Consider the following 23,597-nt stretch of genomic DNA (forward strand, 5'->3'; position numbering starts at 1 on the left):
CGGCGCGAGCAGCAGCGGCCTCGGCCTGGGCGGCGCTGGCGGTGCGCTCGGCGGCTTCGGCCTGTTCGCGGGCGGCGGCGTCACGGCGCGCCTGTTCGGCGGCCTGGGCGGCGGCGCGCTCGGCCTGGGCCTGGGTGGCCAGTTCGATGGCGCGGCGGCGGGCTTCCTGTTCCTCATTGGACAGGCGGCCACCGGCGGGCTGCGAGGGGGCGGTACGGGGCGCGGTCGGCTGAGGGACGGCGTCCGTGCGAGGACGCGCGACGTCGAAGCCCGCCGGGCGCTGATGTCCAGCGGCCGGAGCGCCCGGGCGACGCTTGATCTCGACCGCCACCGTCTTGGTGCGGCCATGGCTGAAGCTCTGGCGCACGGTGCCGGTCGGGACCGATCCCACGGCGCGCGGCTTCAGGCTCAGCGGCGCCCGCGGTCCCGTCGTCGACGGGGTTCCCGTGGGGGCCTGCGTGCCCTGGCCTTCTTTGGTCTTGTCGTTCTCGTCGCTCATCCGGTCGCTTTACTCGTGGGCGGAGAAGTCCGCCGGGTCTCAACCAAGTCGTCTTGGCAATATCGTCTCGTCAACGCAAAAAGCCGCGCGACGCCTGTCCCTCAGATGAGGTCAGGCCCCGCCCGTCAGTCCGCCCCTACAGGCTCGTCTCCGGGGTCTTCGTCTGACCCGCTCCCGCCGCCGAGGCCCCGGTCGGGGCCCCACTCCGGGGGGCGGAGCGGTCGAAATCCCGCCAACCGCGAGGCCTCCTGGCCCCAGCGATCCGCCCGCCCTCCGGCGAGCAGGACGGCGTGTATCGCATTTTCCAGCCCGAGGGCCAAACTCAAATCGTCCGCGCTGAAGGCCCCGCAGACCCGCGTCGACTGGTGCCGCGCCAGATTGAGCAGTTTGCCGCGCCCATCGGACGCGCCGTCCGACGCCTCGATCAGCCAGGCGGCCTTGCCCGAGCGGATCGCCGCCGCGGATTTCTCGAAGCCGGAGATAAGCACGCCTTCGCGCCGGGCAAGCCCAAGCTGGTCGAGACAGCGACGGACCAGCAGCGCCTCGACCGTATCGGCCAGGTCGGAGGCCGGCTTCATCGGCGCCTTGGCCGAGCGCGAGAACAGGTTCTTCTTCACCGCCATCTCGATCGAGGCGCGATCGGCGGCGACCCACATGCCGCGCCCGGGCAGTTTGCGGCCCAGGTCCGGGGCCACCTGGCCGTCCGGGCCCGCCACGAAGCGGATCAGACAGGTTTCGTCCATCGCCTGGTGCGTGACCAGGTCGCGGCGCTCTCTATCCGATGTCGCGGCGGCGAGACCCATGGACGACCGGGCCTCCCATCACGCGTCGCGCGGCTGGTCGGACGCCTCGTCGGAGGCCTCCGCGTCACCGTCGGCGTCAGGGGTGTCGGCGGCTTCAGCGTCGGCAGGCGCGCTGTCGAAGACGGCCTCGGGGTCGTATTCGCCCTCGGCATACTCTTCCTCGTACTCCGGCTCGGGCTGGGGCAGTTCGGACGCGTCGATCCAGCCGGCGGCCACGCGCGCCTGAAGGATCAGCATCTCGGCGTCTTCCTGCGCCAGGTTGAAGCTTTCCAGCACGCCGGGCACCTTGACCCGCTCGCCGTTCTTGACCTCATAGCCGCCACGGATTTCGTCGGTGGCCAGGTCGGCCAGGTCCTCGACGCTCTTGACGCCCCCTTCGCCCAGGGCGACCGCGATGGACAGGGTCACGCCCGGAACGTCCATGACGCCGTCCTCGACGCCCAGGTCCTTGCGCTTGGCGTCCAGCTCGGCGGCCTGGCGCTCCAGGAAGTCGCGGGCGCGGGCCTGCAGCTCCTCGGCGGTGTCCTCGTCGAAGCCCTCGATCTCGGCGACTTCGTAGGATTCGACGAAGGCCAGGTCCTCTACCGAGGCGAAGCCTTCGGTGACCAGCAGCTGGGCGATGACCTCGTCGACGTCCAGGGCGTCCTGGAACAGCTGGGTCCGCTCGGCGAACTCGCGCTGGCGGCGCTCGCTATCCTGGCTCTCGGTGATGATGTCGATCTGCCAGCCGGTCAGCTGCGACGCCAGGCGCACGTTCTGGCCGCGACGGCCGATGGCCAGCGACAGCTGCTCGTCGGGCACCACGACCTCGACGCGGTCGGCCTCTTCGTCCAGCACCACCTTGGAGACCTCGGCGGGGGCCAGGGCGTTGACGATGAAGGTCGGCTCGTCGTTGTTCCACTGGATGATGTCGATCTTCTCGCCCTGCAGCTCGGCCACGACGGCCTGGACGCGCGAGCCGCGCATGCCGACGCAGGCGCCGACCGGGTCGATGGAGCTGTCGTTCGACAGCACGGCCATCTTGGCGCGCGAACCGGCGTCGCGGGCGGCGGCGCGGATCTCGATAACGCCGTCGTAAACTTCGGGCACTTCCTGGGCGAACAGCTTGGCCATGAAGCCCGGGTGGGCGCGCGACAGCATGATCTGCGGGCCCTTGGCCTCGGGCCGGACGTCATAGATGTAGGTGCGGATCCGGTCGCCGATGTTGAACACCTCGCGCGGGATCGACTGGTCGCGGCGCATGATGCCCTCGCCCCGGCCCAGGTCGACGATGGTGTTGCCGTATTCGACGCGCTTGACGGTGCCGTTGACGATCTCGCCGACGCGGTCCTTGAACTCTTCGTACTGGTTGGCGCGCTCGGCCTCGCGGACCTTTCCGGTGATGACCTGGCGGGCCATCTGGGTCTGGACGCGGCCGAACTCGAACGGCGGCAGGTCCTCGACGTATTCCTTGCCGACGACGGCCTCGGGGTCGCGCTTCCCGGCATCGGTCAGGCGCACCATGGCGCTGTCGTTGAACTCTTCCAGCTCGTCTTCCGGCTGCCAGTCGTCCTCGACTATGGTGACGTGGCGCGTCAGGGCCAGTTCGCCGGTCTTGGGGTCGATCTTGGCGCGGATGTCGTGGTGCGCGCCGTAGCGGGACTTGGCCCCCTTCTGGATGGCCTCTTCCAGGGCCTCGATCACGATCTCGCGGTCGATGTTCTTTTCCTGCGCCACCGCATTGGCGATCTGGAGCAGCTCCAGGCGATTGGCGGAAATACCGGTCACGGCCATCAGGCGTCGTCCTCAGAGGTCTTGATGTTGGTCTTGTCTTCCGGCGCACCCTGCGGGAGCCCGTCGTCTTCGGGTTCGCCCCGCGCGGCGCGGATCGCGGCTCCGCGCTTCAACAGGGCGTCGTTCATGACCAGCTTGGCCTCGACCAGCCAGTCGAAGGGGATCAGGGCCGTCTCGTCCTCGCCGTCCAGGTCGATGGCGACGTTCTGGTCCTCGGTCCCGGCCAGAATGCCCTTGAAGCGCTTGCGCCCCTCGATCATCCGGTCGGTCTCCAGCCGCGCCTCCAGCCCCTCGAACAGGTCGAAGTCCTTCAGCCGCGTCAGGGGCCGGTCGATGCCGGGCGACGACACCTCCAGCAGATATTCGCCCGCGATCGGATCGGCTGCGTCCAGCACCTCGGACATGGCGCGGCTCAGGCGCGCGCATTCCTCGACGGCGATGTCGTTGTCGGCGGGGCGTTCGGCCATGACCTGCAGCCGGCGACGCAGGGTGCCGCCCATCAGCCGCACGCGCACGATCTCCAGCCCGATCGAGTCCGCGACGGGATCGACCAGCTCCAGGATTTCGCGATCTTCAACGGTCTTGGCGCGCACGGCAGGCGTTCTGTTTCGGGCAAAAGAAAAAGCGGTCGGCCATCCAGGGCCGCCGCTTTGAACGACGCCGTTGGACGCCGGTCTAACGATGTGAGAGCGCCTATAGACCCGCTCTCGGCGAAAGAAAAGGGCGGAGGCGAACCCCCGCCCTTCATCGATCAGTGGGCGTGCGCCCGCCGACGGCCGAAGCCGCCGGTCAACAGGGTCTTGATGAAGAAGAACACGGCGATGACGATCGCATAGCCCAGGAACAGGGCCAGACGCGTCAGCCAGAAGCCACCGTCGGTCAGGTCGGGCAGCAGGAAGGCCCCGCCGTCCAGCATGGGACGGATCGCCTCGACCAGGGTGTGGACCACCATGGCCCCGAAGGCCGCGCCCCACAGGCCGCGCCACGCGCCCATCAGGAACAGGGCGAACACGGCGGCGATGATCAGGCCCAGCACCTGGTTCACCCCGTCGAAGCCGCTGTCGGCCAGGGCCAGCAGCCCCTGCAGCAGATTGCCCAGCTGGGCGAAGAACTCTTCCATCACTCACGCTCCGGTTCGTTGCTCACGGCCCAGCTTGGCCGTTCGCAGGGTTAACGCCGGTCTCTCGAAATGGATGCGCGCCTATCGCCCCGTCGAGCCGAAGCCGCCCGCACCGCGCTCGGTCTCGTCCAGGGTGTCGACCTCGAAGACCGAGACCTTGGCGACCGGCGCGATCACCATCTGGGCGACCCGCTCGCCGCGCCGGATCACGAACGGCTCCTGCCCCAGGTTGACCAGGATCACCCCGACCTCGCCGCGATAGTCGCTGTCGATGGTGCCGGGCGTGTTGAGGCAGGTGATCCCGTGCTTGAGCGCCAGCCCGGAGCGCGGCCGGACCTGCGCCTCCCAGCCCGGCTCCAACGCCATCTTGAAGCCGGTCGGGACAAGGGCCCGCGCGCCGGGACCCAGAATGAGGGGGACATCCCCGTCCACGGCGGCGCGAAGATCCATCCCGGCGGCACCGAGGGTCTCGTAGGACGGAAGGGCGAGCCCTTCGCCATGAGGAAGGCGTTCGATGCGGACTGACGTCATGGCTGCGGTCTTTCGGGCGATCTCGACCAACCGACCTAGCGCGTGGCGGGCGAAATGGCGCCCCCAGCTGTGGGTCGAGTCAGGCCCGCCACCGGGACAAGCAGCGTCTTGGTGTGGATAAACTCGGCCGATCAGCCGAAATGATCGGCGATCCGATCGGCCAGCCGGGTCGCCACCTCCGCCTTGGACAAGCGGGGCCAGGGCTCGGCGCCGGACTTCGTCACCAGCAGCACGGTGTTCCCATCGGCCCCGAACACGTCGGCCGAGACGTCGTTGCCGACGATCCAGTCGCAACCCTTTCGCGACAGCTTGGCCCGGGCGTTGGCCTCAAGGTCGGTCGTCTCGGCGGCGAAGCCGATCACCAGGGCCGGGCGCAGAGGGCCGGGCTTGGCCAGACCCGCCAGGATGTCGGGGTTCTCGATCAGGGCCAGAGTGGGCGGGCCGCCGGGGGCCTTCTTGATCTTGCCGCCGGCCACCGTGTCGACGCGCCAGTCGGCGACGGCCGCCGACAGGACAGCGATGTGGGCGGGCAGGGCGGCGTGGGTGGCGGCCTGCATCTCCAGCGCCGTTTCGACCTCGATCCGCGTGACACCGACGGGCGTCGCAAGCCCGGTCGGACCGGAGACCAGGGTCACCCGCGCCCCCCGCTCGGCCAGGGCGGCGGCGATGGCGTATCCCTGCTTGCCGCTGGAGCGGTTGGTCAGGCCTCGCACGGGGTCGATCGGCTCGAACGTCGGCCCGGCGGTCACCACGGCGCGTTTGCCCGTCAGGGGACGCGCGTCGGGGCCGCTCAGCAGGCCCGCGATGGCCAGCAGGATCGCCGCCGGTTCCGCCATGCGGCCCGGCCCGAACTCGCCGCAGGCCATCTCGCCCTCATCCGGGCCGACCACCGCCATGCCGTGCAGGCCGGGGAAGCTTTTCAGCCGCTCGACATTGGCCCGCACCGCCGGATGCAGCCACATTCGCACATTCATGGCCGGGGCCAGCAGCACCCGCTTGTCGGTCGCCAGCAGGGTGGTGGAGGCCAGGTCGTCGGCCAGGCCGTTGGCGGCCTTGGCGATCAAGCCGGCGGTCGCAGGGGCCACGACCACCAGATCGGCCCAGCGCGACAGCTCGATATGGCCCATGGTCGTCTCTTCGTCAGGCAGAAACAGTCCCATCCGCACCGGGTGGCCGGTCAGGGCCGCCAGCGACAGCGGCGTGACGAACGCCGCCCCGCTCTCGGTCAGGATGGACCGCACCTCGGCCCCCGCCTTCTTGAGCAGCCGCACGAGTTCCAGCGACTTGTAGGCCGCGATGCCGCCGCCCACGATCAGCAGGATCTTGCGGCCATGAAGGGCGGGTTCGGACATGGCGTCCGTCTAGCGCCGCCGCACGCGCGCGTCGACCTCCGTCAAAAAGAACATTGCAGGAACATCAGACCTGTGTCTAACGTCGTTTTGCGGGTTTCACGGAGGGTGAGATGACGAAGACGATATTGATCCTGGCCGCCGTGGCCGGGACGGTGGCCCTGGCGGGCTGTGGCGACGGGGCCTCCGCGGTCGAAACGCGGGAGCGCACGTCGGTGTCGTCCGAGGTGCTGATGACGGCCACGACGGCAGGGACGGCCGCGAGCGGAGCGACCGCGCCGGCCGAAGCGCCCGGTCCGATCACGGCGAACCGTCGCGAGACCGTCGATGAAAAGATTCAGCGCCTGTATGAGCGCAACGGCGCGGATTTCGACGCGCGATCGCCCGAGGAGTTCCTGACCAAGGTCGTCGCCTTCACGCGCACGCCGCCGGCGGACACCGATCGCGCGACCCGGCCGAACGGCGACACCCTGCTCTATCAGGCCTCGACCAACACCTTCGCCGTGGTGGCCGAAGACGGCACGGCGCGCACCATGTTCAAGCCCGACGACGGGCCGTCCTACTGGGCGGAACAGAAGGCGGCGGCCCCCACCTTCGGTCAGCGACGCGCCTCGAACTAGCGGCGCCTGAGGCCGCCGAGGACACCCCGCAGCAGTTCGCGCGTCAGGGTCGAGCCGGCCGTGCGCAGGACCGACTTGGTCAGGGCCTCCATCGGGGTCTGGCGGTTTGAGCGACGCGGGGCTTTCGGAGCGGCGGGGGCGCGCCCCCGGGCCGGCTCGCGCGGGGCGGGCGAAGCGTCCGCCTCGGTCTCTTTCGCTTCGGCTTCGGTCCGGGCGTGACGAGCCGCCAGGATCTCTTCGGCGGATTCGCGGTCTACCGGCGTGTCGTAGACGCCCTTGACCGGGCTGGCGGCCATGACCGCCGCCCGCTCGACGTCCGTGGCGGGCCCGAGGCGGCTGTCGGGCGGCCGGATCAGGGTGCGCTGCACGATGGTGGGCGCGCCCTTCTCGTCCAGGGTCGAGACCACGGCCTCGCCGGTACCGAGCGCCTGGATCGCCTCGGTGGTGTCGAAGGCGGGGTTGGCGCGAAAGCTGTCCGAGGCCGACTTCAGCCCGCGCTGTTCGGCCGGGGTGTAGGCGCGGAGCGCGTGCTGGATGCGGTTGCCCAGCTGCGCCAGGACGCTGTCGGGAATGTCGGCGGGGTTCTGGGTCACGAAATAGACGCCGACGCCCTTGGACCGGATCAGCCGCACGACCTGCTCGACCTTTTCCAGCAGAGGCCGGGGGGCATCGCGGAACAGCAGGTGGGCCTCGTCGAAGAAGAAGACCAGACGTGGCTTGTCCGGATCGCCGATCTCGGGAAGCTGTTCGAACAGCTCGGACAGCAGCCACAGCAGGAAGGCGGCATAGAGCCGGGGCGAATTCATCAACCGGGTCGAATCCAGCACATTGACCTGGCCCCGGCCGTCCAGGCCGACGCGGATCATGTCCTCCAGCCTCAGCGCCGGCTCGCCGAAGAAGGCGTCGCCCCCCTGTTGCTCCAGTTGCAGCAGGGCGCGCTGGATGGCGGCGATGGAGGCCGGAGCGACGTTTCCGACCTCGCGCCCGATCCGGGCGGCGTTCTCGGCGACGTAGGTGAGGACCGAGCGCAGGTCGTCCAGGTCCAGAAGCAGCAGGCCCTCCTTGTCCGCGACGTGGAAGGCGACGGTCAGAACGCCCTCCTGGACGTCGTTCAGATCCAGCATCCGCGCCATCAGCAGGGGCCCGATCTCCGATACCGTGGTGCGGATCGGATGACCCTTCAGGCCATACAGGTCCCAGAACACGGTCGGGGCGGCCTGGGGAACAAGGGTCAGGTTCATGCCGCCGGCGCGCGAGAGCAGTTTCTCGTTGGGCGCTCCGACCTGGCTGATGCCCGACAGATCGCCCTTCACATCGGCGCAGAAGACCGGAACCCCGGCATCGGAAAACCCCTGGGCCATGATCTGCAGGGTCACCGTCTTGCCGGTGCCGGTGGCACCCGCGACGACCCCGTGCCGGTTGGCGCGGTTCCAGAGCAAGAGCTCGCGCCGGGCTGTGCCCTCGCTGGTGGACTGACCGAGGAACAAACCGGCGGGCGCGTCGGACATCTTGGGAGTCTCCGTGGGGGCCCGCCCTGCTTAGCCGAGCCGAAACCACGCCGCCAGACGATCGCCGGTTGACCGGCCCGGCGGCGGGCCTGACAGTCCACCGCATGAAGTCGCCCATCGCCATTCCGACCTCGACCGTCGCCCGCAACGCCCTGGTGACCCTGGCGGTCGTGGCCGTGGGGGCCGCTCTGTACTGGCTCAGGGACATCCTGACGCCCCTGGCCATGGCCATCTTCCTGATGATCATGATCGACGGGGTGAAGCGGGTGATCGAGGAGCACACGACGCTTCCCGACCACACGGCCGGGATCGCGGCCCTGTCGCTGGTGGTCGTGGCCTTCTTCGGTATCATCGCCTTCATCGTGAACGGGGCGGCAGGCTTCTTCACCGACATGTCCGGCGTCTCCAGCGGCATCGGGCCCCGGATCGACGCCATCATCGCGGATGGGGCCGGCCTGTTCGGCATGGAGGCGGCGCCGACGGCGGCCGATCTCATCGCCGGCGTCGACCTGCGCGGCTATCTGACCAGCCTGGCGTTTCAGATGCAGGGCGTGGCCTCGGGCGCCTTCTTCGTCATGGTCTATCTGGGGTTTCTTCTGGCCTCCCAGGCCGGGTTCCGCCGCAAGATCGTGGCCATGTTTCCGCACCGGGAGCAGCGCAGCGAGGCGCTGGAAGTGTTCCAGCGCGTGCGCGGCGGCGTCGAGGGCTATCTGTGGGTCCAGGCGGTGACGGGCGTCATCATCTGCGCGGCGGCCTGGATCCTGATGCGGGTCGTCGGCCTGGAGCACGCCGAGTTCTGGACCTTCATCATCTTCATCGTCGGCTTCATCCCGGTTCTGGGCGGGGCGGTCGCCGGCCTGGCGCCGCCGCTGTTCGCCCTGGTGCAATTTCCCACCTACTGGCCTGCGCTGATCCTGCTGGTCGGACTGCAGATCATCCTTTTCGTCGTCGGCAACCTGGTTCAGCCGCGGATGCAAGGCGACAACCAGAACGTCGATCCGGTCGCCGTCCTGCTGGCTCTGGCGCTGTGGGGCAAGATGTGGGGCGTGGTCGGCATGTTCCTGTCGACGCCGCTGCTGGTCATGGCCATGGCCATCCTGGCGGAGTTCAAGGGATCGCGCTGGATCGCCGTCCTGCTGTCCGGGAACGGGCGACCCTATGAGGACGAGGATCAGGATCCCCACCACGCGCCGCCCGCGCGCCGTCCGGCCCGCGTCAAACCGCCGCGCCAGCAAGCCGCCGAGCCCTGAACCGGTGCCCTTGCATCGCCCCATTCGGCGCCCATCTGCCACTCAGACGTCGCGGCCTACCCCTCCCCCTCCCAGGCCGCGACGGCATCGGTCGGCGCCACCCCCCTCCAGCGCCGGCTTGAAGAGAGGCCGTCGGACGCCCGTCCGGCGGCCTTTTCTTTTCGGGGCTTCCCGGCGGACGCGGGCGGGCCTATTGCCGGGGTCTGCGACCGGCGGCCGCATCGAGGCCGCGCTGAACGAGACCTGCCCATGTCCGGCGACACCTCCACCCCTGGCTTTTCCTCCGGCGCGGAGGGTCTGAGGGCGGCTTTCGCCCGGGCGAGGGGGGACGGGGGCCCGCTGGACGGGCTGGAGCAGTCTTTCGTCGATCAATCCTTCGAGGACTATGCCGAGGACGAGACACCGGAGCTGTCGATCGACGACGTCGCCTGGGTGCTCGCCGACGCCTGGCGCTGGAGCGAGCGCCGGGCCCTCGGCGAGGCCCCCCGCGTGGGGGTCGAGCCGCTGGTCGGGGCGGGCGGGCGCGCGACGCCCTACGACGTGCTGCGCATCGTTCAGGATGATCGGCCGTTCCTGGTCGACAGCGTCATGGGCGAACTGGCCGATACCGGGGTCTCGGTGCGCGCCCTGTTCCACCCGGTGCTGTCCCTGGCGCGCCAGGCCGACGGGTCGCGCAAGGCGGGTGGCGGCGACGTCCGGGAATCCCTGATCGTCGTGGTGCTGGATCCCCTGCCCATCGAGCGGCGCGAAGCCGTGAAGGCGGCGGTCGAGACGGCGCTGGCGGACGTGCATCTGGCCGTCGCCGACTTCGGCCAGATGAGCGCCCTGATGGACCGCTCGGTGGCCCACCTGGAGGCCCGGACGGGCGGCATCGATCCCGAGGTGGTGGCGGAAAACCTGGCCTTCCTGCGCTGGCTCAACGACGACCACTTCGTGTTTCTGGGCGCGCGCGACTACGACTATCCGCGCACCAAGGACGGCGGCTATGCGGCGGAGGCCCCGCTGGACCAGTCGACGGCCGGGGTCGGCGTCCTGCGCGATCCGGATCGCACTGTGCTGCGTCGGACCTCCGAGCCCGCTGTCCTGACCGCCCAGATGAAGCGGCAGATCGACCTGTCCGAGCCCGTCACCGTGGCCAAGGCGAACCTTCGCAGCCGCGTCCACCGGCGGGCCTATATGGACTATGTCGGGGTCAAGCGGTTCGGAGAGGATGGCCGCCCGTCGGGCGAGACCCGCTTCGTGGGCCTGTTCACGGCCGAAGCCTATGATCGGGCCGCGTCGCAAGTGCCCCTGATCCGGCGCAAGGTCGCCAACGCGCTGGCCCGCGCCGCCAAGGCCCCCGGCAGCCACAACGAGAAGCGGCTGAAGAACATCCTGGAGAACTATCCCCGGGACGAGCTCTTCCAGATCACCGAGGACGAGTTGCTGGAAACGGCGCTGGGCATCCTGCACCTGTACGACCGACCCCGGATCAAGATGTTCACGAGGAAGGACCCGTTCGACCGGTTCGTCTCGATCCTCGCCTTCATCCCGCGTGAACGCTACGACGCCGGGGTCCGCGAGCGGGTCGGGCGGATTCTGGCGCGCGCCTGGGGCGGGCGGCTGTCGGCCTGGTATCCGCAGTTGTCGGATGCCCCCCTCGTGCGGATTCACTACATCGTCGGCGTCACGCCGGGCGACCATCCGACGCCGGACGCGCGCGCCCTGGAGGCTGAAGTCACCGAGGCCGGTCGCGGCTGGGTCGACCGGTTCGAAGGCGCCCTGCGCGCCGCCGACATCGACGACGCCGAGATCGGGGCTCTCAGCAGCCGCTGGGCCGAGGCCTTCGATCCCGGTTACCGCGCCCGCTACGACGCCGCCGAGGCAGTGACCGACCTGCAGGAGTTCGACCGCCTGAGCGAGGGCGCGCCCGTCGCCGTGCGGGCCTTCCGGACGGCCGGGGATTCGCCGCTTCAGTTCCGCTTCAAGCTCTACCACCGGGGCGCCGCCGTGCCCTTGTCCGATGTCCTGCCGGTACTGGCCGACATGGGGCTGAAGACGCTGGAGGAGTTCGGCCACGCCATCCGGCCCACCGGCGGCGGCGAAATCCACGTCCATGAGTTCCTGCTGGAGGACCCGCGTGGCGAGGCCCTGGCCTTCGCCGACATGAAGGGCCCCTTCGAGACCGCTTTCGCGGCGGTCTGGACCGGCCGGACCGAGAGCGACGGCTTCAACCGCCTGGTGATCGAACTGGGCGTCGATTGGCGCGAGGCGGCCCTGATCCGCACCCTGGCCCGCTATCGCCAGCAGACGGGCCTCGACCCTTCGCAGGGGACCCAGGAAGAGGCCCTGCGGGACTATCCGGACATCGCCCGCGCCCTGATCAGCCTGTTCGCCTGCAAGTTCGACCCCGCCCAAGAGGGGGCCGCCGAGGATCGCGCGAACCAGGCCGCGGAGTTGGACGCCAAGATCACCAGTCTGCTGATGGGGGTGAAGAGCCTGGATCACGACCGGGCGCTGCGTCGTCTCGCCGCCCTGATCGGCGCGATCAAGCGGACCAACTACTATCAGGTCGGCGCCGACGGCGAGGCCAAGCCGCACATCTCGATCAAGATCGCGTCGCGCGAGCTGGACGACCTGCCCCTGCCCAAACCCTATCGCGAGATCTTCGTCTGGGCGCCGCACGTCGAAGGCGTTCACCTGCGCTTCGGGCCGGTGGCGCGCGGGGGCCTGCGCTGGTCCGATCGCCGCGACGACTTCCGCACCGAGGTCCTGGGGCTGGTGAAGGCCCAGCAGGTCAAGAACGCCGTGATCGTGCCGGTCGGCTCCAAGGGCGGCTTCTTCCCCAAATACCTGTCACGCATCGTCCGCGCCGGCGGAGACCGCGACGCCCAGCAAGCCGAGGCCATCCGCGCCTACAGGACCTTCCTGTCCGGCCTGCTCGACATCACTGACACCATCGCCGCAGATGGGTCGGTGGTGCATCCAGCCAATGTCGTCGCCTTCGAGGGCGACGACCCCTATCTGGTCGTGGCCGCCGACAAGGGCACGGCGACGTTTTCCGACATCGCCAATGGCGTCTCGGCCGCCTACGGCTTCTGGCTGGACGACGCCTTCGCCTCCGGCGGGTCGGTCGGCTACGACCACAAGGCCATGGGCATCACCGCCCGCGGGGCCTGGGAGGCGGTCAAGCGCCATTTCCGCGAGATCGGCAAGGACATCCAGACCGAGCCCTTCACCGTCGTCGGCGTCGGCGACATGTCGGGCGACGTGTTCGGCAATGGCCTGCTGCTGTCCAGGGCGTCGAAACTGGTCGCGGCCTTCGACCACCGCGACATCTTCATCGATCCGACCCCCGATCCGGCCCGGTCGTGGGACGAGCGGAATCGTCTGTTCCAGCTGCCCCGCTCGTCCTGGCAGGACTACGACAAGGCCCTGATCTCGAAAGGCGGCGGGGTCTTCTCCCGCTCGGCCAAGTCGATCGAACTGACGCCGGAGATCAAGGCCGCGCTGGACGTCGCCGACGATGTGCTGGATCCGGTCAGCCTGATCCGCGCCATTCTGAAGGCCCCGGCCGAGCTGCTCTATCTTGGCGGCATCGGCACCTATGTGAAGTCTGCGGCCGAGACCGACGCCCAGGTCGGCGACAAGGGCACCGACGCCCTGCGGATCAACGCCGACGAGCTGCGGGCCAAGGTCGTCGGGGAGGGCGCCAACCTCGGCTTCACCCAGGCCGGCCGCATCGCCTTCGCGGCCGGCGGCGGCCGGATCAACACCGACGCCATCGACAACTCGGCCGGGGTCGACACGTCCGACCACGAGGTCAACATCAAGATCCTGATCGGCTCGGCCGTGACCAACGGGGTCCTGCCGCTGGAGGAGCGGGTGCCCCTGCTGGCGTCAATGACAGACGAGGTCGGCGAGAAGGTCCTGGAGCACAACTACGACCAGACCCTGGCCCTGACCCTGCAACAGGCGGAAGGGGCCGGGGCGCTCGACAGCCAGCAGCGGTTCATGCAGGCGCTGACGGCGCGCGGGAAGCTGGACCGCAAGGTCGAGGGTCTTCCGAACGATGCCCGCGTCCAAGAGATGAAGACGGCCGGGCAGGCCCTGACGCGGCCGGAACTGGCCGTGCTGATGGCCTATTCCAAGCTGGAGCTGTCCGACGAGATCGTGGCCTCGGCCGCGCCGGAGGACCCCTTCTTCGAGGAAACCCTGGTCCGCTATTTCCCCGGCGCGCTGGCGCGGTTCGAGGACCAGATGCGCGGGCACAGGCTGCGGCGCGACATCATCGCCACGGTCCTGTCCAACGAGATCGTCAACATGGCGGGGCCGACCTTCCCGGATCGTCTGCGGGGCGCGGCCGGATGCGACACGACCGCCCTGGTCATCGCCTTCGAGGCGGCGCGCCGGGTGTTCCGCCTGGACGAAGCCTGGGACGCCGTCGGCGCCCTGGACCTGAAGGTCCCGGCCGAGACCCAGACCGCGCTGTATCTGGAGATCGCCACCGTCCTGCGTCGCCAAACCTTTTGGCTGGCGCGCCGCGCGGGCCGGTCGGGGACCAGCGTGGCCGGACTGATCGACGCCTATAGGCCCGCAGCCGACGCCCTGAGGGCGGCGGGCGGAGACGTCCTGTCGCGCTTCGAGCAGCAGCGTCTCGCGGCCCGGCTGAAGCGGTTCGCCGACATGGGGGTGGGCGAAGACCTGGCCCAGACGGTCTCCATGCTCCGCCCCCTGGTCGCCACCGCCGACATCGGCGATCTGGCCAAAGAGGCCAAAGACAAGGACGCCGGGTGGACCGAACCCCGGATGGCGCGGCTGTATCACCAGGTCGGCGCCGCCTTCGACTTCGACCGCCTGCGGGCGGCGGCGGGGGCGGTTCCCTCCGGCGACCATTTCGACCGGCTGGCCGTGCGCCGCCTGATCGAGGACCTGATGGGCGAGCAGGTCGTGCTGACCCAGGCGGTCGCGGCGGCGTCCCCGGCCGTGGTCGGCGATTCCGAGGCTACGGCCGAAGCGGCGGTCGATGCCTGGATCGGCCCGCGCCAGGCCCTGGTCGAGGGCGTCCGCAACGCCGTCGACGAGATCGAGGCCTCCGGCACCGGCTGGACCTTCGCCAAGCTGACCATCGCCAACGGCCAGATCCGAAGCGTGGCGAGCGCCGTCTGATGCCCAGGAAATTCCTCGTCGTCGTCGATGACAGCCCCGAGTTCGAGGCGGCGCTGCGCTATGCCTCGCGCCGTGCCCGATCGACGGGGGGCCGGGTCGCCCTGCTTCGTATCATCCCGGGCGGCTCGGACGAGCACTGGGCGGGGGTGCGCGAAGAGATCCAGCGCGAGCAGCGGGCCGAGGCCGAGGCCCTGCTGAACCGTCTGGGCGAGGAGGCCACGGCCCGTTCGGGGGCCCAGCCGATCTTTCTGATCGAGGAGGGCGAGCCCCATGACGCTATCCGCAAGGTCTGCGGCGAGGATTCCGAGATCAAGATTCTGGTCCTCGCCGCCGGTTCCGGCGCGCGCGGGCCGGGGCCGCTGGTGTCGGCCGTCCTGAAGGGCGGCGGGTTCGGCGGACGCAAGCTGCCGGTCACCATCGTCCCGGGCGAACTGACCGACGCGGAGATCGAAGACCTGGCATGACGCCAGGGCGCTAACGCTCGGCTCGCGGAGCCTCGCTGCTTGAGCGCGGGCGTTCCAGGGCGCTACCGCTCGCGACGCGGTCGCTCGCTGCTTGAGCGCGGGCGTTCCAGGGCGCTACCGCTCGCGACGCGGTCGCTCGCTGCTTGAGCGCGGGCGTTCCAGGGCGCTACCGCTCGCGACGCGGTCGCTCGCTGCTTGAGCGCGGGGTCTTGAAGCGGCTTGGCGACAGGCGCATCTGTTGGCCATGTTCATCCAGACAGAGCCCACACCCAATCCGAATGTCCTGAAGTTCCTGCCGGGACGCATCGTGTCGGGCACGCCGCGCGAGTTCGTGTCGATCGATCAGGCCGCGGCCTCGCCCCTGGCTGAAGCCCTGTTCCAGCTCGAAGACGTCAGCGGCGTCTTTTTCGGCGAGGACTATGTCTCGGTGACGCGAACCGCGCACGGTCGGGACTGGAGCGAGCTGAAGCCGGAGATCCTGGCGGTCGTGATGGACCATTTCACCTCCGGCGCGCCCCTGATGCGCGAGGGGATGGAGACGGCGGAGGACGCGGGCGAAGATTCCGAGATCGTCGCAGAGATCAAGTCGCTGCTGGACAGCCGCGTCCGCCCGGCGGTGGCTCAGGACGGCGGCGACATCCTGTTCGACAGTTTCGACCTCGAGACCGGCGTCCTGTCGCTGCGGATGCGCGGTGCCTGCGCGGGCTGCCCTTCCTCGGCCATGACGCTGAAATCCGGCGTCGAGCAGATGATGCGCCACTATGTTCCCGAAGTGACCCGGGTCGAACAGGTCTTGTAGGGCGCTGACGCTCAAGCATTTGAAACCAATACGTCTCGCCTCGCGCCTCGCGCTGAGGCAAGGTCACGCGTGGCCCGCTTCGACGCCGATCCCCAACTGAACCGCCTGGGCGAGGCGCTCGCCGCACTGCGCCGCGAGGCCGGCCTGAGCCAGGCGGAGGCGGGATCGCGCGTGGCGATGACCAGTCAGGGATGGGGCCTGTATGAAAGCGGTCGCAGACCCGGCCTGTTTCGACCCGACGTCCAGCGCCGCCTGACGACCGCGCTGGGGGCCACGACCGAGGACCTGTCGCGGCGCGCCCTCGGGCCGATCGCGGCGGAGGAACAGGCTGGCGACGGCGTGCGGAGCGGTGGACGGTCGTTCCAGCCCGGGCCGACGGCATCGCCTCGCCCGGCGGGTCGTGAGCGCATACCCCTGACGAATGACGACCTGGCTCCCTGGGCGGCGTCCGGCGTGATCCTGGAGGTCGATCCGGAACGATGGCCGCGCAAGGATCAGGGATGCGTCATCGACCTGGCCGACGGGCGACGCTTGATCCGGCTCTACGACGGCGCGGACGCCGAAAGCCTGTTCGTGCGGGGAGGACCGGCGGGCCTGCAGGCCCGCAGCGTGGTTCCGCGATCCGACATCTCGCGCGTCGCCGCTGTCCTGTCCCGGATCGACGAATGAAACAAATACGTTGTGATGACCGGCAAGACATGAAACAACGGGGTTGCAAGACCTGCCGTTGGACCGCCCATGCCCCGATCACCGAACGAAACGGACGCCTTCGTCGGGGCCCGGCTGGCCCAGAGACGCCAGTCGCTGGGACTGACCCAGATGGCGCTGGCCCGGCGCCTGGGCATCAGCGCCCAGCAGATCCAGAAGTACGAGGCGGGCTCCAACCGGATCTCCGCGTCCCGGCTTCACCGGATCGCCGTCGCGCTGGGCGATCATCCAGGGGCCTATTTCCCGGAGGCCCGGCCGGCACAGGCGAGACCGGCCGGCAGCGGCTTCGACGCCCTCGGAGCGGCCCGGTTCCTGACCGCCACTCCGGAAGGCCGGGCGATCGCCGACAGTTTTCCCCTGATCCCCGAGCCGGGGGTCCGACAGGCCGTGGCCCGGATCGTCGAGGCCCTGGCGACCCCGTCCACTTCGATGGAGCCCGGCGAGAGCCCGTCGGTGTGAGGGGGTCATGAGGGTCCTGGTCATCGATACGGCGCTTGGGGCCTGCACCGTCGGTCTGTGCGAAAACGATCGCGTCCTGGCCCAACGTTCCGAAGTCATGGCGCGCGGTCACTCCGAGCGGCTGGGCGGTTTCGCGCGCGACGTCGTCGCCTCGGCGGCCGTTGGCTTCGACAGCATCGACCGCATCGGCGTCACGGTGGGGCCGGGCTCCTTCACAGGCCTGAGGGTCGGGCTGGCCTTTGCCCTGGGTCTGGGTCAGGCGCTGGGACGACCCGTGATCGGCCTTTCCTCGCTTCACGCCCTGGCCTGGACGATCGAGGGAGGGCCGCACGGACCGGTCGCCGCCGCGATCGATGCCCGGCGCGGCGAAGTCTATCTGCAGACCTGGCGCGACGGCGAACCGCTGGGGCCGCCCGAGGCCCTGACGATCGAGACAGCGCGGGAGCGCCTGTCCATGACCGGCCTGGACTGGCGCTGGGTGGGCAGCGGCGCGGCGCTTCTGGCCGAGGTTTCCGCCCCGACGGTGACCGAGCCCACGGTCCTGGCCCTGGCGTCGCTGACCGCGCGGCTGGATCCGACCGGTCACCCGGCGCGCCCACTTTATCTGCGCGCCCCGGACGCGACCCCACCGACCCGGTTGCCGGGTCAGGCGCGGCCGGTCGCCCAATCCGGATGAGCGGACCCGTGACCGACCTGCCGGCGGCTCTGGCGGACCTGCACGCCACGGCGTTCGACGCCCCCTGGTCGCCGACCGCCTTCGCCGAGCTGCTGGTCCAGCCGGGCGTGATCCTGGAGGCCGAGGATGAGGGCTTCATCCTGGTTCGCGTCACGCTCGATGAGGCGGAGATCCTGACTCTGGCCGTCCATCCCGAGGCGCGCCGCACAGGCGTCGGGGCGCGCTTGACCCAGGCGGCGGCCGCGCGCGCCGCGGCCGGAGGGGCCGATCGACTGTACCTCGAGGTCGCCGAAGACAATGCGGCGGCGCGCGGCCTCTATGCGCGGCTCGGCTTCGAGACCATGGGCCGACGCCGGCGATACTATGCCCGTTCTGAGGGGCCGGCCGTCGACGCCCTGCTACTGGTTCTCAACTTGTTTGAGCCGCTTCCCAGCGGGTGATCTGGGCCCTATCTTGCGCGCCATGGACCGGATCGAAAAACTCTGCGCCGACCGCGGCATGCGCATGACCGAACAGCGACGGGTGATCGCCCGCGTCCTGTCCAATGCCGAAGACCATCCCGACGTCGAGGAACTGTACCGCCGCGCCTCAGCGATCGACCCGCACATCTCCATCGCCACCGTCTATCGCACCGTGCGCCTGTTCGAAGAGGCCGGCGTCGTCGAGAAGCACGACTTCGGCGATGGGCGCAGCCGCTATGAAGAGGCGGGCGACGATCACCACGACCATCTGATCGACACCAAGACCGGCGAAGTCATCGAGTTCTTCGACGCGGAGATCGAGCGGCTGAAGACCGAGATCGCCGAACGGCTGGGCTTCGAACTGGTCGGCCACAAGCTGGAGCTTTACGGCAAGGCCATCCCGGGGGCCGAACCCTCCCGGCGCGAGGGCCTGATCTTCACCCGCAACGTCGCGCGGGTCGATCCCGAGCGCGTGTCCTGATCCCGTCGTCGGGCGGGGCCGCCTTGCGGACGCCCGGATCGGCGACCATAAGCCGCCCATGTCCGACACCCAGACCCTGAGCGAGGCCCGGTCTGACCCGGGAATGGCCGCCGGCGTGACCAAGCGGCTGTTCATCAAGACCTACGGCTGCCAGATGAACGTCTATGACTCGGAGCGCATGGCCGATGTGCTGCGCCCGCTCGGCTATGCCCCGACCGACACGGCCGAGGGCGCGGACTTCGTCATCCTGAACACCTGTCACATCCGCGAGAAGGCGGCCGAGAAGGTCTATTCCGAGCTCGGCAAGCTGCGCGAGATGAAAGAGGCCCGATCCGGCGCCCTGACCATCGCCGTGGCGGGCTGTGTCGCCCAGGCAGAGGGCGAGGAAATCATGCGGCGACAGCCGGCGGTCGATCTGGTCGTGGGGCCCCAGGCCTATCATCAGCTGCCCGAGCTTCTGACCCGCACGGCGCGGGCGCGGGGCGAGCGTATCGGGGCCGATTTCGCCGCCGACGAGAAGTTCGACAGCCTGCCCCAGACGCGCGGCGTCACCGGGCCGACCGCCTTCCTGACGGTGCAGGAGGGCTGCGACAAGTTCTGCAGCTTCTGCGTCGTGCCCTATACGCGCGGGGCCGAATGGTCGCGTCCGGGCGAAGCGGTGCTGGCCGAGGCGCGGGGCCTGGCCGATCAGGGGGTGCGCGAGCTGACCCTGCTGGGCCAGAACGTCAACGCCTATGACGGGACTGGACCGAACGGCGCGGTCTGGACCCTGGCACAGCTGGCGCGGGCGCTCGCCGAGACGCCCGGCATCGACCGTATCCGCTACACGACCAGCCATCCCAACGACATGGCCGACGACCTGATCGCGGCCCACGCCGAGCTGCCGCAGCTGATGCCCTATCTGCACCTGCCGGTTCAGTCGGGTTCGGACCGGATCCTGCGGCTTATGAACAGGAAGCACGGGCGTCAGGCCTACATCGACCTGATCGGCCGCATCCGGCAGGCGCGGCCGGACATCGCCATCTCCGGCGACTTCATCGTCGGCTTTCCGGGCGAGACCGATCGGGATTTCGAGGACACGATGGATCTGGTGAGGCGGGTGAACTACGCCTCGGCCTTCAGCTTCATGTATTCGCCGCGCCCCGGAACGCCGGCCGCGACGATGGGGACGCAGGTCCCCGCCGAGGTGGCGCTTTCGAGGCTCCACGCGCTTCAGGCCCTGCTGTTGCAGCAGCAGTCGGCCTTCAACGCCGCCCAGGCCGGCAAGACGCTGGACGTGCTGTTCGAGAAGAAGGGGCGGCACGGCCGCCAGGCGATCGGTCGGTCTCCCTATCTGCAATCCGTCCATGCCGAGGACGCGGACCATCTGATCGGCCGGATCGTTCCGGTGCGTATCCTCAGCGGACAACAGAACAGTCTGACGGGAGAGCTTCTTGGCGCGTGAGTCCGAGTTCCTGGCGTTGGACGATCACGCCCTGCGCGCCGTCATCGGTCCCAACAGCCGTCACGTCGCCCTGATCGAGGACGCCTTCAAGGTGTTGATCGAGGCCCCCGGCGGCGGTGTCTCGATCAATGGCGGCGCGCGCGACCGCGCCAACGCCAAGGCGGTCATCGCCGGCCTGATCCAGCGCGCTGAAAAAGGGGCCGAGGTCAACGAGGCCGACGTCCGCGCGGGCATCGGGGCGGCGCGCGGCGGTGGCAAGGGAGCCCACAGCACAGATCCGATGGCCCTGCCGATCGGCAAGCGCGGGGCCATCGTGCCCAAGACCAATGCCCAGGCGCGATACCTTGAGACCCTGGCCAGCTGCGAACTGACTTTCGGCGTCGGGCCGGCGGGCACGGGCAAGACCTTTCTGGCGGCGGCCTATGGGGCGTCCCTGCTGCGGCGGGGGCAGGTGGACCGGCTGGTCATCACCCGCCCGGCGGTGGAGGCGGGCGAGAAGCTGGGCTTCCTGCCCGGTGACCTGAACGAAAAGGTCGATCCCTACCTGGCCCCGATCTGGGAGGCGCTGAACGACATCCTGGGGGCCGAGGATGTCCAGCGCCGCCGCGACAAGGGCGAGATCGAGGCCGCGCCCATCGCCTTCATGCGCGGGCGGACGCTCAGCCACGCCTTCATCATCGTCGACGAGGCCCAGAACACCAGCCGGCTGCAGATGAAGATGGTCCTGACCCGGCTGGGCGAGGGCGCGCGCATGGTGGTGACGGGCGACCCGTCCCAGATCGACCTGTTGAACCCCCGGGACTCCGGCCTGGCGCACGCCCTGCGCATCCTCAAGGACGTCAAGGGCGTCGGGGTCCTGGCCTTCGAGGCCGAGGACGTGGTGCGCCACGCCATGGTCGAGCGGATCGTGCGGGCCTATGACGCCGACGCCACCCGCAGTCGTCCGACCCCCGACCTCGAGGACCCGTCCGAGCGATGATCGAGGTCGAGGTCGAGGTCGAGGGCTGGGCGGCGGTCGCTGACGTCGAGACCGTCACGCGGCGGGCGGCAGGGGCCGCGCTCGGCGAAGTATCCGGCACGATCACCGTCCTGCTGACCGACGACGAGACGGTCCGCGATTTGAACGCCCGGTTCCGCGACAGGGATCGTCCGACGAACGTGCTGTCCTTTCCGGCCGCGCCGATTCCGGGGATCGACCCTGCGCCGTTGGGCGACATCGTCCTGGCGCTGGAGACCTGCGGAGCGGAGGCGCAGGCGCAGGGCAAGACCCTGTCCGATCATCTCAGCCATCTGGTGGTCCACGGCGTGCTCCATCTGCTGGGTCGCGACCATGAGACGGACACCGACGCCGACGAGATGGAGGCCGAGGAACGCCAGATACTGTCCGGCCTCGGCATCGCCGACCCCTATCGGGCGATCGCATGACCGCGTTTCAGGAACGGATTTCCGCTCTGACGGCAGGCCGCTGGGCCCGCGTCGTCCTGGCGCTCGTCGCCGGAGTGCTAGCGGCCCTGGTGCATCCCCCGTTCGGTTTCCTGCCGGGTCTGGTCGCCTATCCCCTGCTGATGCTGCTCGCGGAACGCTCAGACTCGGTGCGGGGCGCCTTCTGGATCGGCTGGCTGGCGGGGTTCGGATACTTTCTCGTCAGCTGCTGGTGGGTGGCCGAGGCCTTCCTCGTCAACCCGGCCCAGGCCTGGATGGCCCCGTTCGCCGCCAGCCTGCTGCCCGCCGGGATCGGCCTGTTCTGGGGCGCAGCGGCGGCGCTTTATCGACGGTTCGGGCCGCAGGGCCTGTCCCGTGTCATGGTGTTCGCGGCCCTGTTCGCCCTGCTGGAATGGCTTCGCGGTCATGTGCTGACAGGCTTCCCATGGAACCCGGCGGGGGCGGGGTGGGCCGCCGGATCGGCAGCGTCGCAGTTCGCCTCGGTCGCGGGCGTCTATGGGCTCGGCCTGGTCACGGTGGCGGCCGCCTGCGCCTTCGGGCCCATGGTCTCGACCGGCCCGCGCAAGGGCCGCGTCGGCGTCGCGCTGGCCGGTGCGGCCGTCTTCGCCCTGCTCATCGTCGGGGGGACGGTGCGTCTGGCAGGGGCGCAGGTTCGCGAGACGCCGACTGTCGTGCGGATCGTCCAGGCCAATGTCGATCAACAGTCGAAGTGGACGCCAGAGGCCTATCGCTCGATCGTGGATCGCTACGTCAATCTGACGGGCCAGGCGGGCGCGACCGTGCCCGACCTGATCATCTGGCCCGAGGGAGCCCTGCCGGCCAGCTTCGACACGGTGTTCGCGCCCGGCTCGCCGGACGGCGCGGCGATCGCGAACGCGCTTTTGCCGGGCCAGACCTTGCTGGCGGGGTTCGCGCGGGGAGAAGGCGATGCCGGGGGCGGGGCACGCTACTATAACAGCCTGATCGCGCTCGAGGACGAGGGCGGTAGCGGGCTTCGCATCGCGGCCATCTATGACAAGCACCGGCTGGTGCCGTTCGGCGAGTTCCTGCCGCTGGGCGGGCTGATGGGCGCGCTCGGCATCCGCAGCCTGGTCCATATGCCGGCCGATTTCAGCGCCGGACCGACGCCCGCGCCCATCGATCTGCCCGACGGATCCCGGGTCCAGCCGCTGATCTGCTACGAAAGCCTCTATCCCGGCTTTACCCCGGCGGGACGTGGACGGCCGGAGTGGATCGTCAATGTTTCCAACGACGCCTGGTTCGGCGCGACCTCGGGTCCGATCCAGCATCTCAATCTCGCCAGTTATCGTGCGATCGAGACCGGTCTGCCGGTGGTGCGCGCGACGCCAACGGGGGTCTCGGCGGTGATCGATCCCTGGGGCCGGGTCATCGAGGGGCAGCGGCTCGACAGCGGCGAGAGCGGCGTCATCGATGCGCGTCTGCCCGCGCCCGCCGAGGTGACCCTGTTTGGACGTATCGGCCATCTTTCGTTCTGGCTGATGGTCCTGGCCGGCCTCGCGCCTCTGGTTCGGTCGTTTCGCGGGCGGTGGACGGCGGGATGAGCGGCGCTCGACCACGCGCGACGAACTGGCGGACGCGTCACATCGATCTGCCCCTGGGTCGCCGACTGCAACAGTTGAGGTCCGAACGCGGCCTGTCCCGCGCGGACCTGGCCCGGGCCCTCAGGGTCTCCCAGCCCTCGATCCAGCATATCGAAGAGGGAGACAATCGCGTCAGCGCGGCTCAACTCTGGCAGATATGCGGCGTCCTCGGGATCGAGGCCAATGTGGTGTTCGAGGCGCTACCCAACCGCATCTGGCGAGACCGCGCGGAGTTCGAGGCGTTCGCCGATCCGCCAATCCCCGCCGGTGTTCGGGAGGAGGCCGCGGCCTTTGAACCGGCTCCGACCGCCCGCGACGTTCTGAAGCTGGCCAAGGCCGCGCGGAGACTGTCCAGCGAGCAGATCGGCCTGCTGATCGCGGCTGCGCGCGGCCTGCGGGGCTGACAGGCCGAACCTGCCGCCCACTCGTGATCGCCGTCGACGCTGTTCGCCCCTTGAGC

23 protein-coding genes are annotated in these 23,597 nt (G+C 69.6%); 15 read left to right on the top strand and 8 right to left on the bottom strand.

The window, feature by feature from the left end; translation table 11 throughout:
* The 7 genes from ABN401_RS00005 to coaBC form a co-directional block, all read right to left on the bottom strand.
* On the bottom strand, nt 1–499 hold a 499-nt coding region (locus ABN401_RS00005; protein ID WP_349682767.1), incomplete at its 3' end, for a translation initiation factor IF-2 associated domain-containing protein.
* A gap of 125 nt (nt 500–624) precedes the next feature.
* On the bottom strand, nt 625–1,302 hold the full coding sequence (locus ABN401_RS00010) for an RNA-binding protein (RefSeq protein WP_349682768.1): 678 nt from the start codon (nt 1,300–1,302) through the stop codon (nt 625–627).
* Between the two features lie 18 nt (nt 1,303–1,320).
* Entirely contained in the window at nt 1,321–3,075 is a 1,755-nt protein-coding gene (nusA, locus tag ABN401_RS00015; RefSeq protein ID WP_349682769.1) for a transcription termination factor NusA, read from the bottom strand.
* Nucleotides 3,075–3,668: a ribosome maturation factor RimP gene (rimP, locus tag ABN401_RS00020; protein ID WP_349682770.1), complete on the bottom strand. Its 594-nt coding sequence runs from the start codon at nt 3,666–3,668 to the stop codon at nt 3,075–3,077. The genes nusA and rimP overlap by 1 nt, the downstream gene beginning before the upstream one ends.
* Nucleotides 3,669–3,826: 158 nt before the next feature.
* Nucleotides 3,827–4,195, bottom strand: coding sequence for a hypothetical protein (locus ABN401_RS00025; protein ID WP_349682771.1), 369 nt, complete (start codon nt 4,193–4,195; stop codon nt 3,827–3,829).
* 81 nt (nt 4,196–4,276) lie between these two features.
* The gene (dut, locus tag ABN401_RS00030) at nt 4,277–4,726 is read right to left on the bottom strand and encodes a dUTP diphosphatase (RefSeq protein ID WP_349682772.1); all 450 of its coding nucleotides are present in this window, start codon (nt 4,724–4,726) and stop codon (nt 4,277–4,279) included.
* A 131-nt stretch (nt 4,727–4,857) separates the two neighbouring features.
* The gene (gene coaBC / locus ABN401_RS00035; RefSeq protein WP_349682773.1) at nt 4,858–6,078 is read right to left on the bottom strand and encodes a bifunctional phosphopantothenoylcysteine decarboxylase/phosphopantothenate--cysteine ligase CoaBC; all 1,221 of its coding nucleotides are present in this window, start codon (nt 6,076–6,078) and stop codon (nt 4,858–4,860) included.
* A gap of 110 nt (nt 6,079–6,188) precedes the next feature.
* Here coaBC and ABN401_RS00040 point away from each other — a divergent pair, with 110 nt between their 5' ends.
* A complete protein-coding gene (locus ABN401_RS00040) occupies nt 6,189–6,695 on the top strand; it encodes an S-type pyocin family protein (RefSeq protein ID WP_349682774.1) in 507 nt (168 codons plus the stop codon).
* On the opposite strand, the gene ABN401_RS00045 is transcribed toward ABN401_RS00040, so the two are convergent.
* On the bottom strand, nt 6,692–8,203 hold the full coding sequence (locus ABN401_RS00045; RefSeq protein WP_349682775.1) for a helicase HerA-like domain-containing protein: 1,512 nt from the start codon (nt 8,201–8,203) through the stop codon (nt 6,692–6,694). The genes ABN401_RS00040 and ABN401_RS00045 overlap by 4 nt on opposite strands.
* A gap of 104 nt (nt 8,204–8,307) precedes the next feature.
* Here ABN401_RS00045 and ABN401_RS00050 point away from each other — a divergent pair, with 104 nt between their 5' ends.
* The 14 genes from ABN401_RS00050 (at nt 8,308) to ABN401_RS00115 (ending at nt 23,541) form a co-directional block, all read left to right on the top strand.
* Entirely contained in the window at nt 8,308–9,453 is a 1,146-nt protein-coding gene (locus tag ABN401_RS00050; RefSeq protein ID WP_349682776.1) for an AI-2E family transporter, read from the top strand.
* Between the two features lie 249 nt (nt 9,454–9,702).
* Nucleotides 9,703–14,601, top strand: coding sequence for an NAD-glutamate dehydrogenase (locus ABN401_RS00055; RefSeq protein ID WP_349682777.1), 4,899 nt, complete (start codon nt 9,703–9,705; stop codon nt 14,599–14,601).
* Entirely contained in the window at nt 14,601–15,065 is a 465-nt protein-coding gene (locus ABN401_RS00060; RefSeq protein ID WP_349682778.1) for a universal stress protein, read from the top strand. Before ABN401_RS00055 ends, ABN401_RS00060 begins: the two co-directional genes overlap by 1 nt.
* A gap of 244 nt (nt 15,066–15,309) precedes the next feature.
* Nucleotides 15,310–15,864, top strand: a complete 555-nt coding sequence (locus tag ABN401_RS00065; RefSeq protein WP_349683231.1) for a NifU family protein — start codon at nt 15,310–15,312, stop codon at nt 15,862–15,864.
* A 69-nt stretch (nt 15,865–15,933) separates the two neighbouring features.
* Nucleotides 15,934–16,533, top strand: coding sequence for a helix-turn-helix domain-containing protein (locus ABN401_RS00070; RefSeq protein ID WP_349682779.1), 600 nt, complete (start codon nt 15,934–15,936; stop codon nt 16,531–16,533).
* 69 nt (nt 16,534–16,602) lie between these two features.
* Nucleotides 16,603–17,031: a helix-turn-helix domain-containing protein gene (locus tag ABN401_RS00075; RefSeq protein WP_349682780.1), complete on the top strand. Its 429-nt coding sequence runs from the start codon at nt 16,603–16,605 to the stop codon at nt 17,029–17,031.
* 7 nt (nt 17,032–17,038) lie between these two features.
* The gene (gene tsaB, locus ABN401_RS00080) at nt 17,039–17,707 is read left to right on the top strand and encodes a tRNA (adenosine(37)-N6)-threonylcarbamoyltransferase complex dimerization subunit type 1 TsaB (protein ID WP_349682781.1); all 669 of its coding nucleotides are present in this window, start codon (nt 17,039–17,041) and stop codon (nt 17,705–17,707) included.
* Between the two features lie 8 nt (nt 17,708–17,715).
* Nucleotides 17,716–18,147, top strand: a complete 432-nt coding sequence (gene rimI / locus ABN401_RS00085) for a ribosomal protein S18-alanine N-acetyltransferase (protein WP_349682782.1) — start codon at nt 17,716–17,718, stop codon at nt 18,145–18,147.
* A 22-nt stretch (nt 18,148–18,169) separates the two neighbouring features.
* Complete coding sequence (locus ABN401_RS00090; protein ID WP_349683232.1) at nt 18,170–18,649, top strand: Fur family transcriptional regulator; 480 nt, start codon at nt 18,170–18,172, stop codon at nt 18,647–18,649.
* A 103-nt stretch (nt 18,650–18,752) separates the two neighbouring features.
* A complete protein-coding gene (gene miaB / locus ABN401_RS00095) occupies nt 18,753–20,093 on the top strand; it encodes a tRNA (N6-isopentenyl adenosine(37)-C2)-methylthiotransferase MiaB (RefSeq protein ID WP_349683233.1) in 1,341 nt (446 codons plus the stop codon).
* Nucleotides 20,083–21,072 (top strand): PhoH family protein, encoded by a 990-nt coding sequence (locus ABN401_RS00100; protein WP_349682783.1) that lies wholly within the window; start codon nt 20,083–20,085, stop codon nt 21,070–21,072. Before miaB ends, ABN401_RS00100 begins: the two co-directional genes overlap by 11 nt.
* Nucleotides 21,069–21,518, top strand: coding sequence for an rRNA maturation RNase YbeY (ybeY, locus tag ABN401_RS00105; RefSeq protein ID WP_349682784.1), 450 nt, complete (start codon nt 21,069–21,071; stop codon nt 21,516–21,518). The genes ABN401_RS00100 and ybeY overlap by 4 nt, the downstream gene beginning before the upstream one ends.
* Nucleotides 21,515–23,098 carry an apolipoprotein N-acyltransferase gene (gene lnt, locus ABN401_RS00110; RefSeq protein ID WP_349682785.1) on the top strand — a complete coding sequence of 528 codons (1,584 nt, stop codon included), beginning with the start codon at nt 21,515–21,517 and terminating at the stop codon, nt 23,096–23,098. Before ybeY ends, lnt begins: the two co-directional genes overlap by 4 nt.
* Nucleotides 23,095–23,541 carry a helix-turn-helix domain-containing protein gene (locus tag ABN401_RS00115; protein WP_349682786.1) on the top strand — a complete coding sequence of 149 codons (447 nt, stop codon included), beginning with the start codon at nt 23,095–23,097 and terminating at the stop codon, nt 23,539–23,541. The genes lnt and ABN401_RS00115 overlap by 4 nt, the downstream gene beginning before the upstream one ends.
* Nucleotides 23,542–23,597: the final 56 nt, after the last annotated feature.

This window comes from Brevundimonas aurifodinae (assembly GCF_040195595.1).
GTDB classification, from domain to species: Bacteria; Pseudomonadota; Alphaproteobacteria; order Caulobacterales; family Caulobacteraceae; genus Brevundimonas; species Brevundimonas aurifodinae.

What these genes read in the sequence shown, in the direction of transcription:
- dut (WP_349682772.1), bottom strand. Translation starts at nt 4,726, where the DNA reads ATGACGTCAGTCCGCATCGAACGCCTTCCTCATGGCGAAGGGCTCGCC.
- miaB (WP_349683233.1), top strand. Translation starts at nt 18,753, where the DNA reads ATGGCCGCCGGCGTGACCAAGCGGCTGTTCATCAAGACCTACGGCTGC.
- ABN401_RS00040 (WP_349682774.1), top strand. Translation starts at nt 6,189, where the DNA reads ATGACGAAGACGATATTGATCCTGGCCGCCGTGGCCGGGACGGTGGCC.
- lnt (WP_349682785.1), top strand. Translation starts at nt 21,515, where the DNA reads ATGACCGCGTTTCAGGAACGGATTTCCGCTCTGACGGCAGGCCGCTGG.
- ABN401_RS00115 (WP_349682786.1), top strand. Translation starts at nt 23,095, where the DNA reads ATGAGCGGCGCTCGACCACGCGCGACGAACTGGCGGACGCGTCACATC.
- ABN401_RS00025 (WP_349682771.1), bottom strand. Translation starts at nt 4,195, where the DNA reads ATGGAAGAGTTCTTCGCCCAGCTGGGCAATCTGCTGCAGGGGCTGCTG.
- coaBC (WP_349682773.1), bottom strand. Translation starts at nt 6,078, where the DNA reads ATGTCCGAACCCGCCCTTCATGGCCGCAAGATCCTGCTGATCGTGGGC.
- ABN401_RS00045 (WP_349682775.1), bottom strand. Translation starts at nt 8,203, where the DNA reads ATGTCCGACGCGCCCGCCGGTTTGTTCCTCGGTCAGTCCACCAGCGAG.
- ABN401_RS00010 (WP_349682768.1), bottom strand. Translation starts at nt 1,302, where the DNA reads ATGGGTCTCGCCGCCGCGACATCGGATAGAGAGCGCCGCGACCTGGTC.
- nusA (WP_349682769.1), bottom strand. Translation starts at nt 3,075, where the DNA reads ATGGCCGTGACCGGTATTTCCGCCAATCGCCTGGAGCTGCTCCAGATC.
- ABN401_RS00090 (WP_349683232.1), top strand. Translation starts at nt 18,170, where the DNA reads ATGGACCGGATCGAAAAACTCTGCGCCGACCGCGGCATGCGCATGACC.
- tsaB (WP_349682781.1), top strand. Translation starts at nt 17,039, where the DNA reads ATGAGGGTCCTGGTCATCGATACGGCGCTTGGGGCCTGCACCGTCGGT.
- ABN401_RS00050 (WP_349682776.1), top strand. Translation starts at nt 8,308, where the DNA reads ATGAAGTCGCCCATCGCCATTCCGACCTCGACCGTCGCCCGCAACGCC.
- ybeY (WP_349682784.1), top strand. Translation starts at nt 21,069, where the DNA reads ATGATCGAGGTCGAGGTCGAGGTCGAGGGCTGGGCGGCGGTCGCTGAC.
- ABN401_RS00075 (WP_349682780.1), top strand. Translation starts at nt 16,603, where the DNA reads ATGCCCCGATCACCGAACGAAACGGACGCCTTCGTCGGGGCCCGGCTG.
- ABN401_RS00065 (WP_349683231.1), top strand. Translation starts at nt 15,310, where the DNA reads ATGTTCATCCAGACAGAGCCCACACCCAATCCGAATGTCCTGAAGTTC.
- ABN401_RS00055 (WP_349682777.1), top strand. Translation starts at nt 9,703, where the DNA reads ATGTCCGGCGACACCTCCACCCCTGGCTTTTCCTCCGGCGCGGAGGGT.
- ABN401_RS00060 (WP_349682778.1), top strand. Translation starts at nt 14,601, where the DNA reads ATGCCCAGGAAATTCCTCGTCGTCGTCGATGACAGCCCCGAGTTCGAG.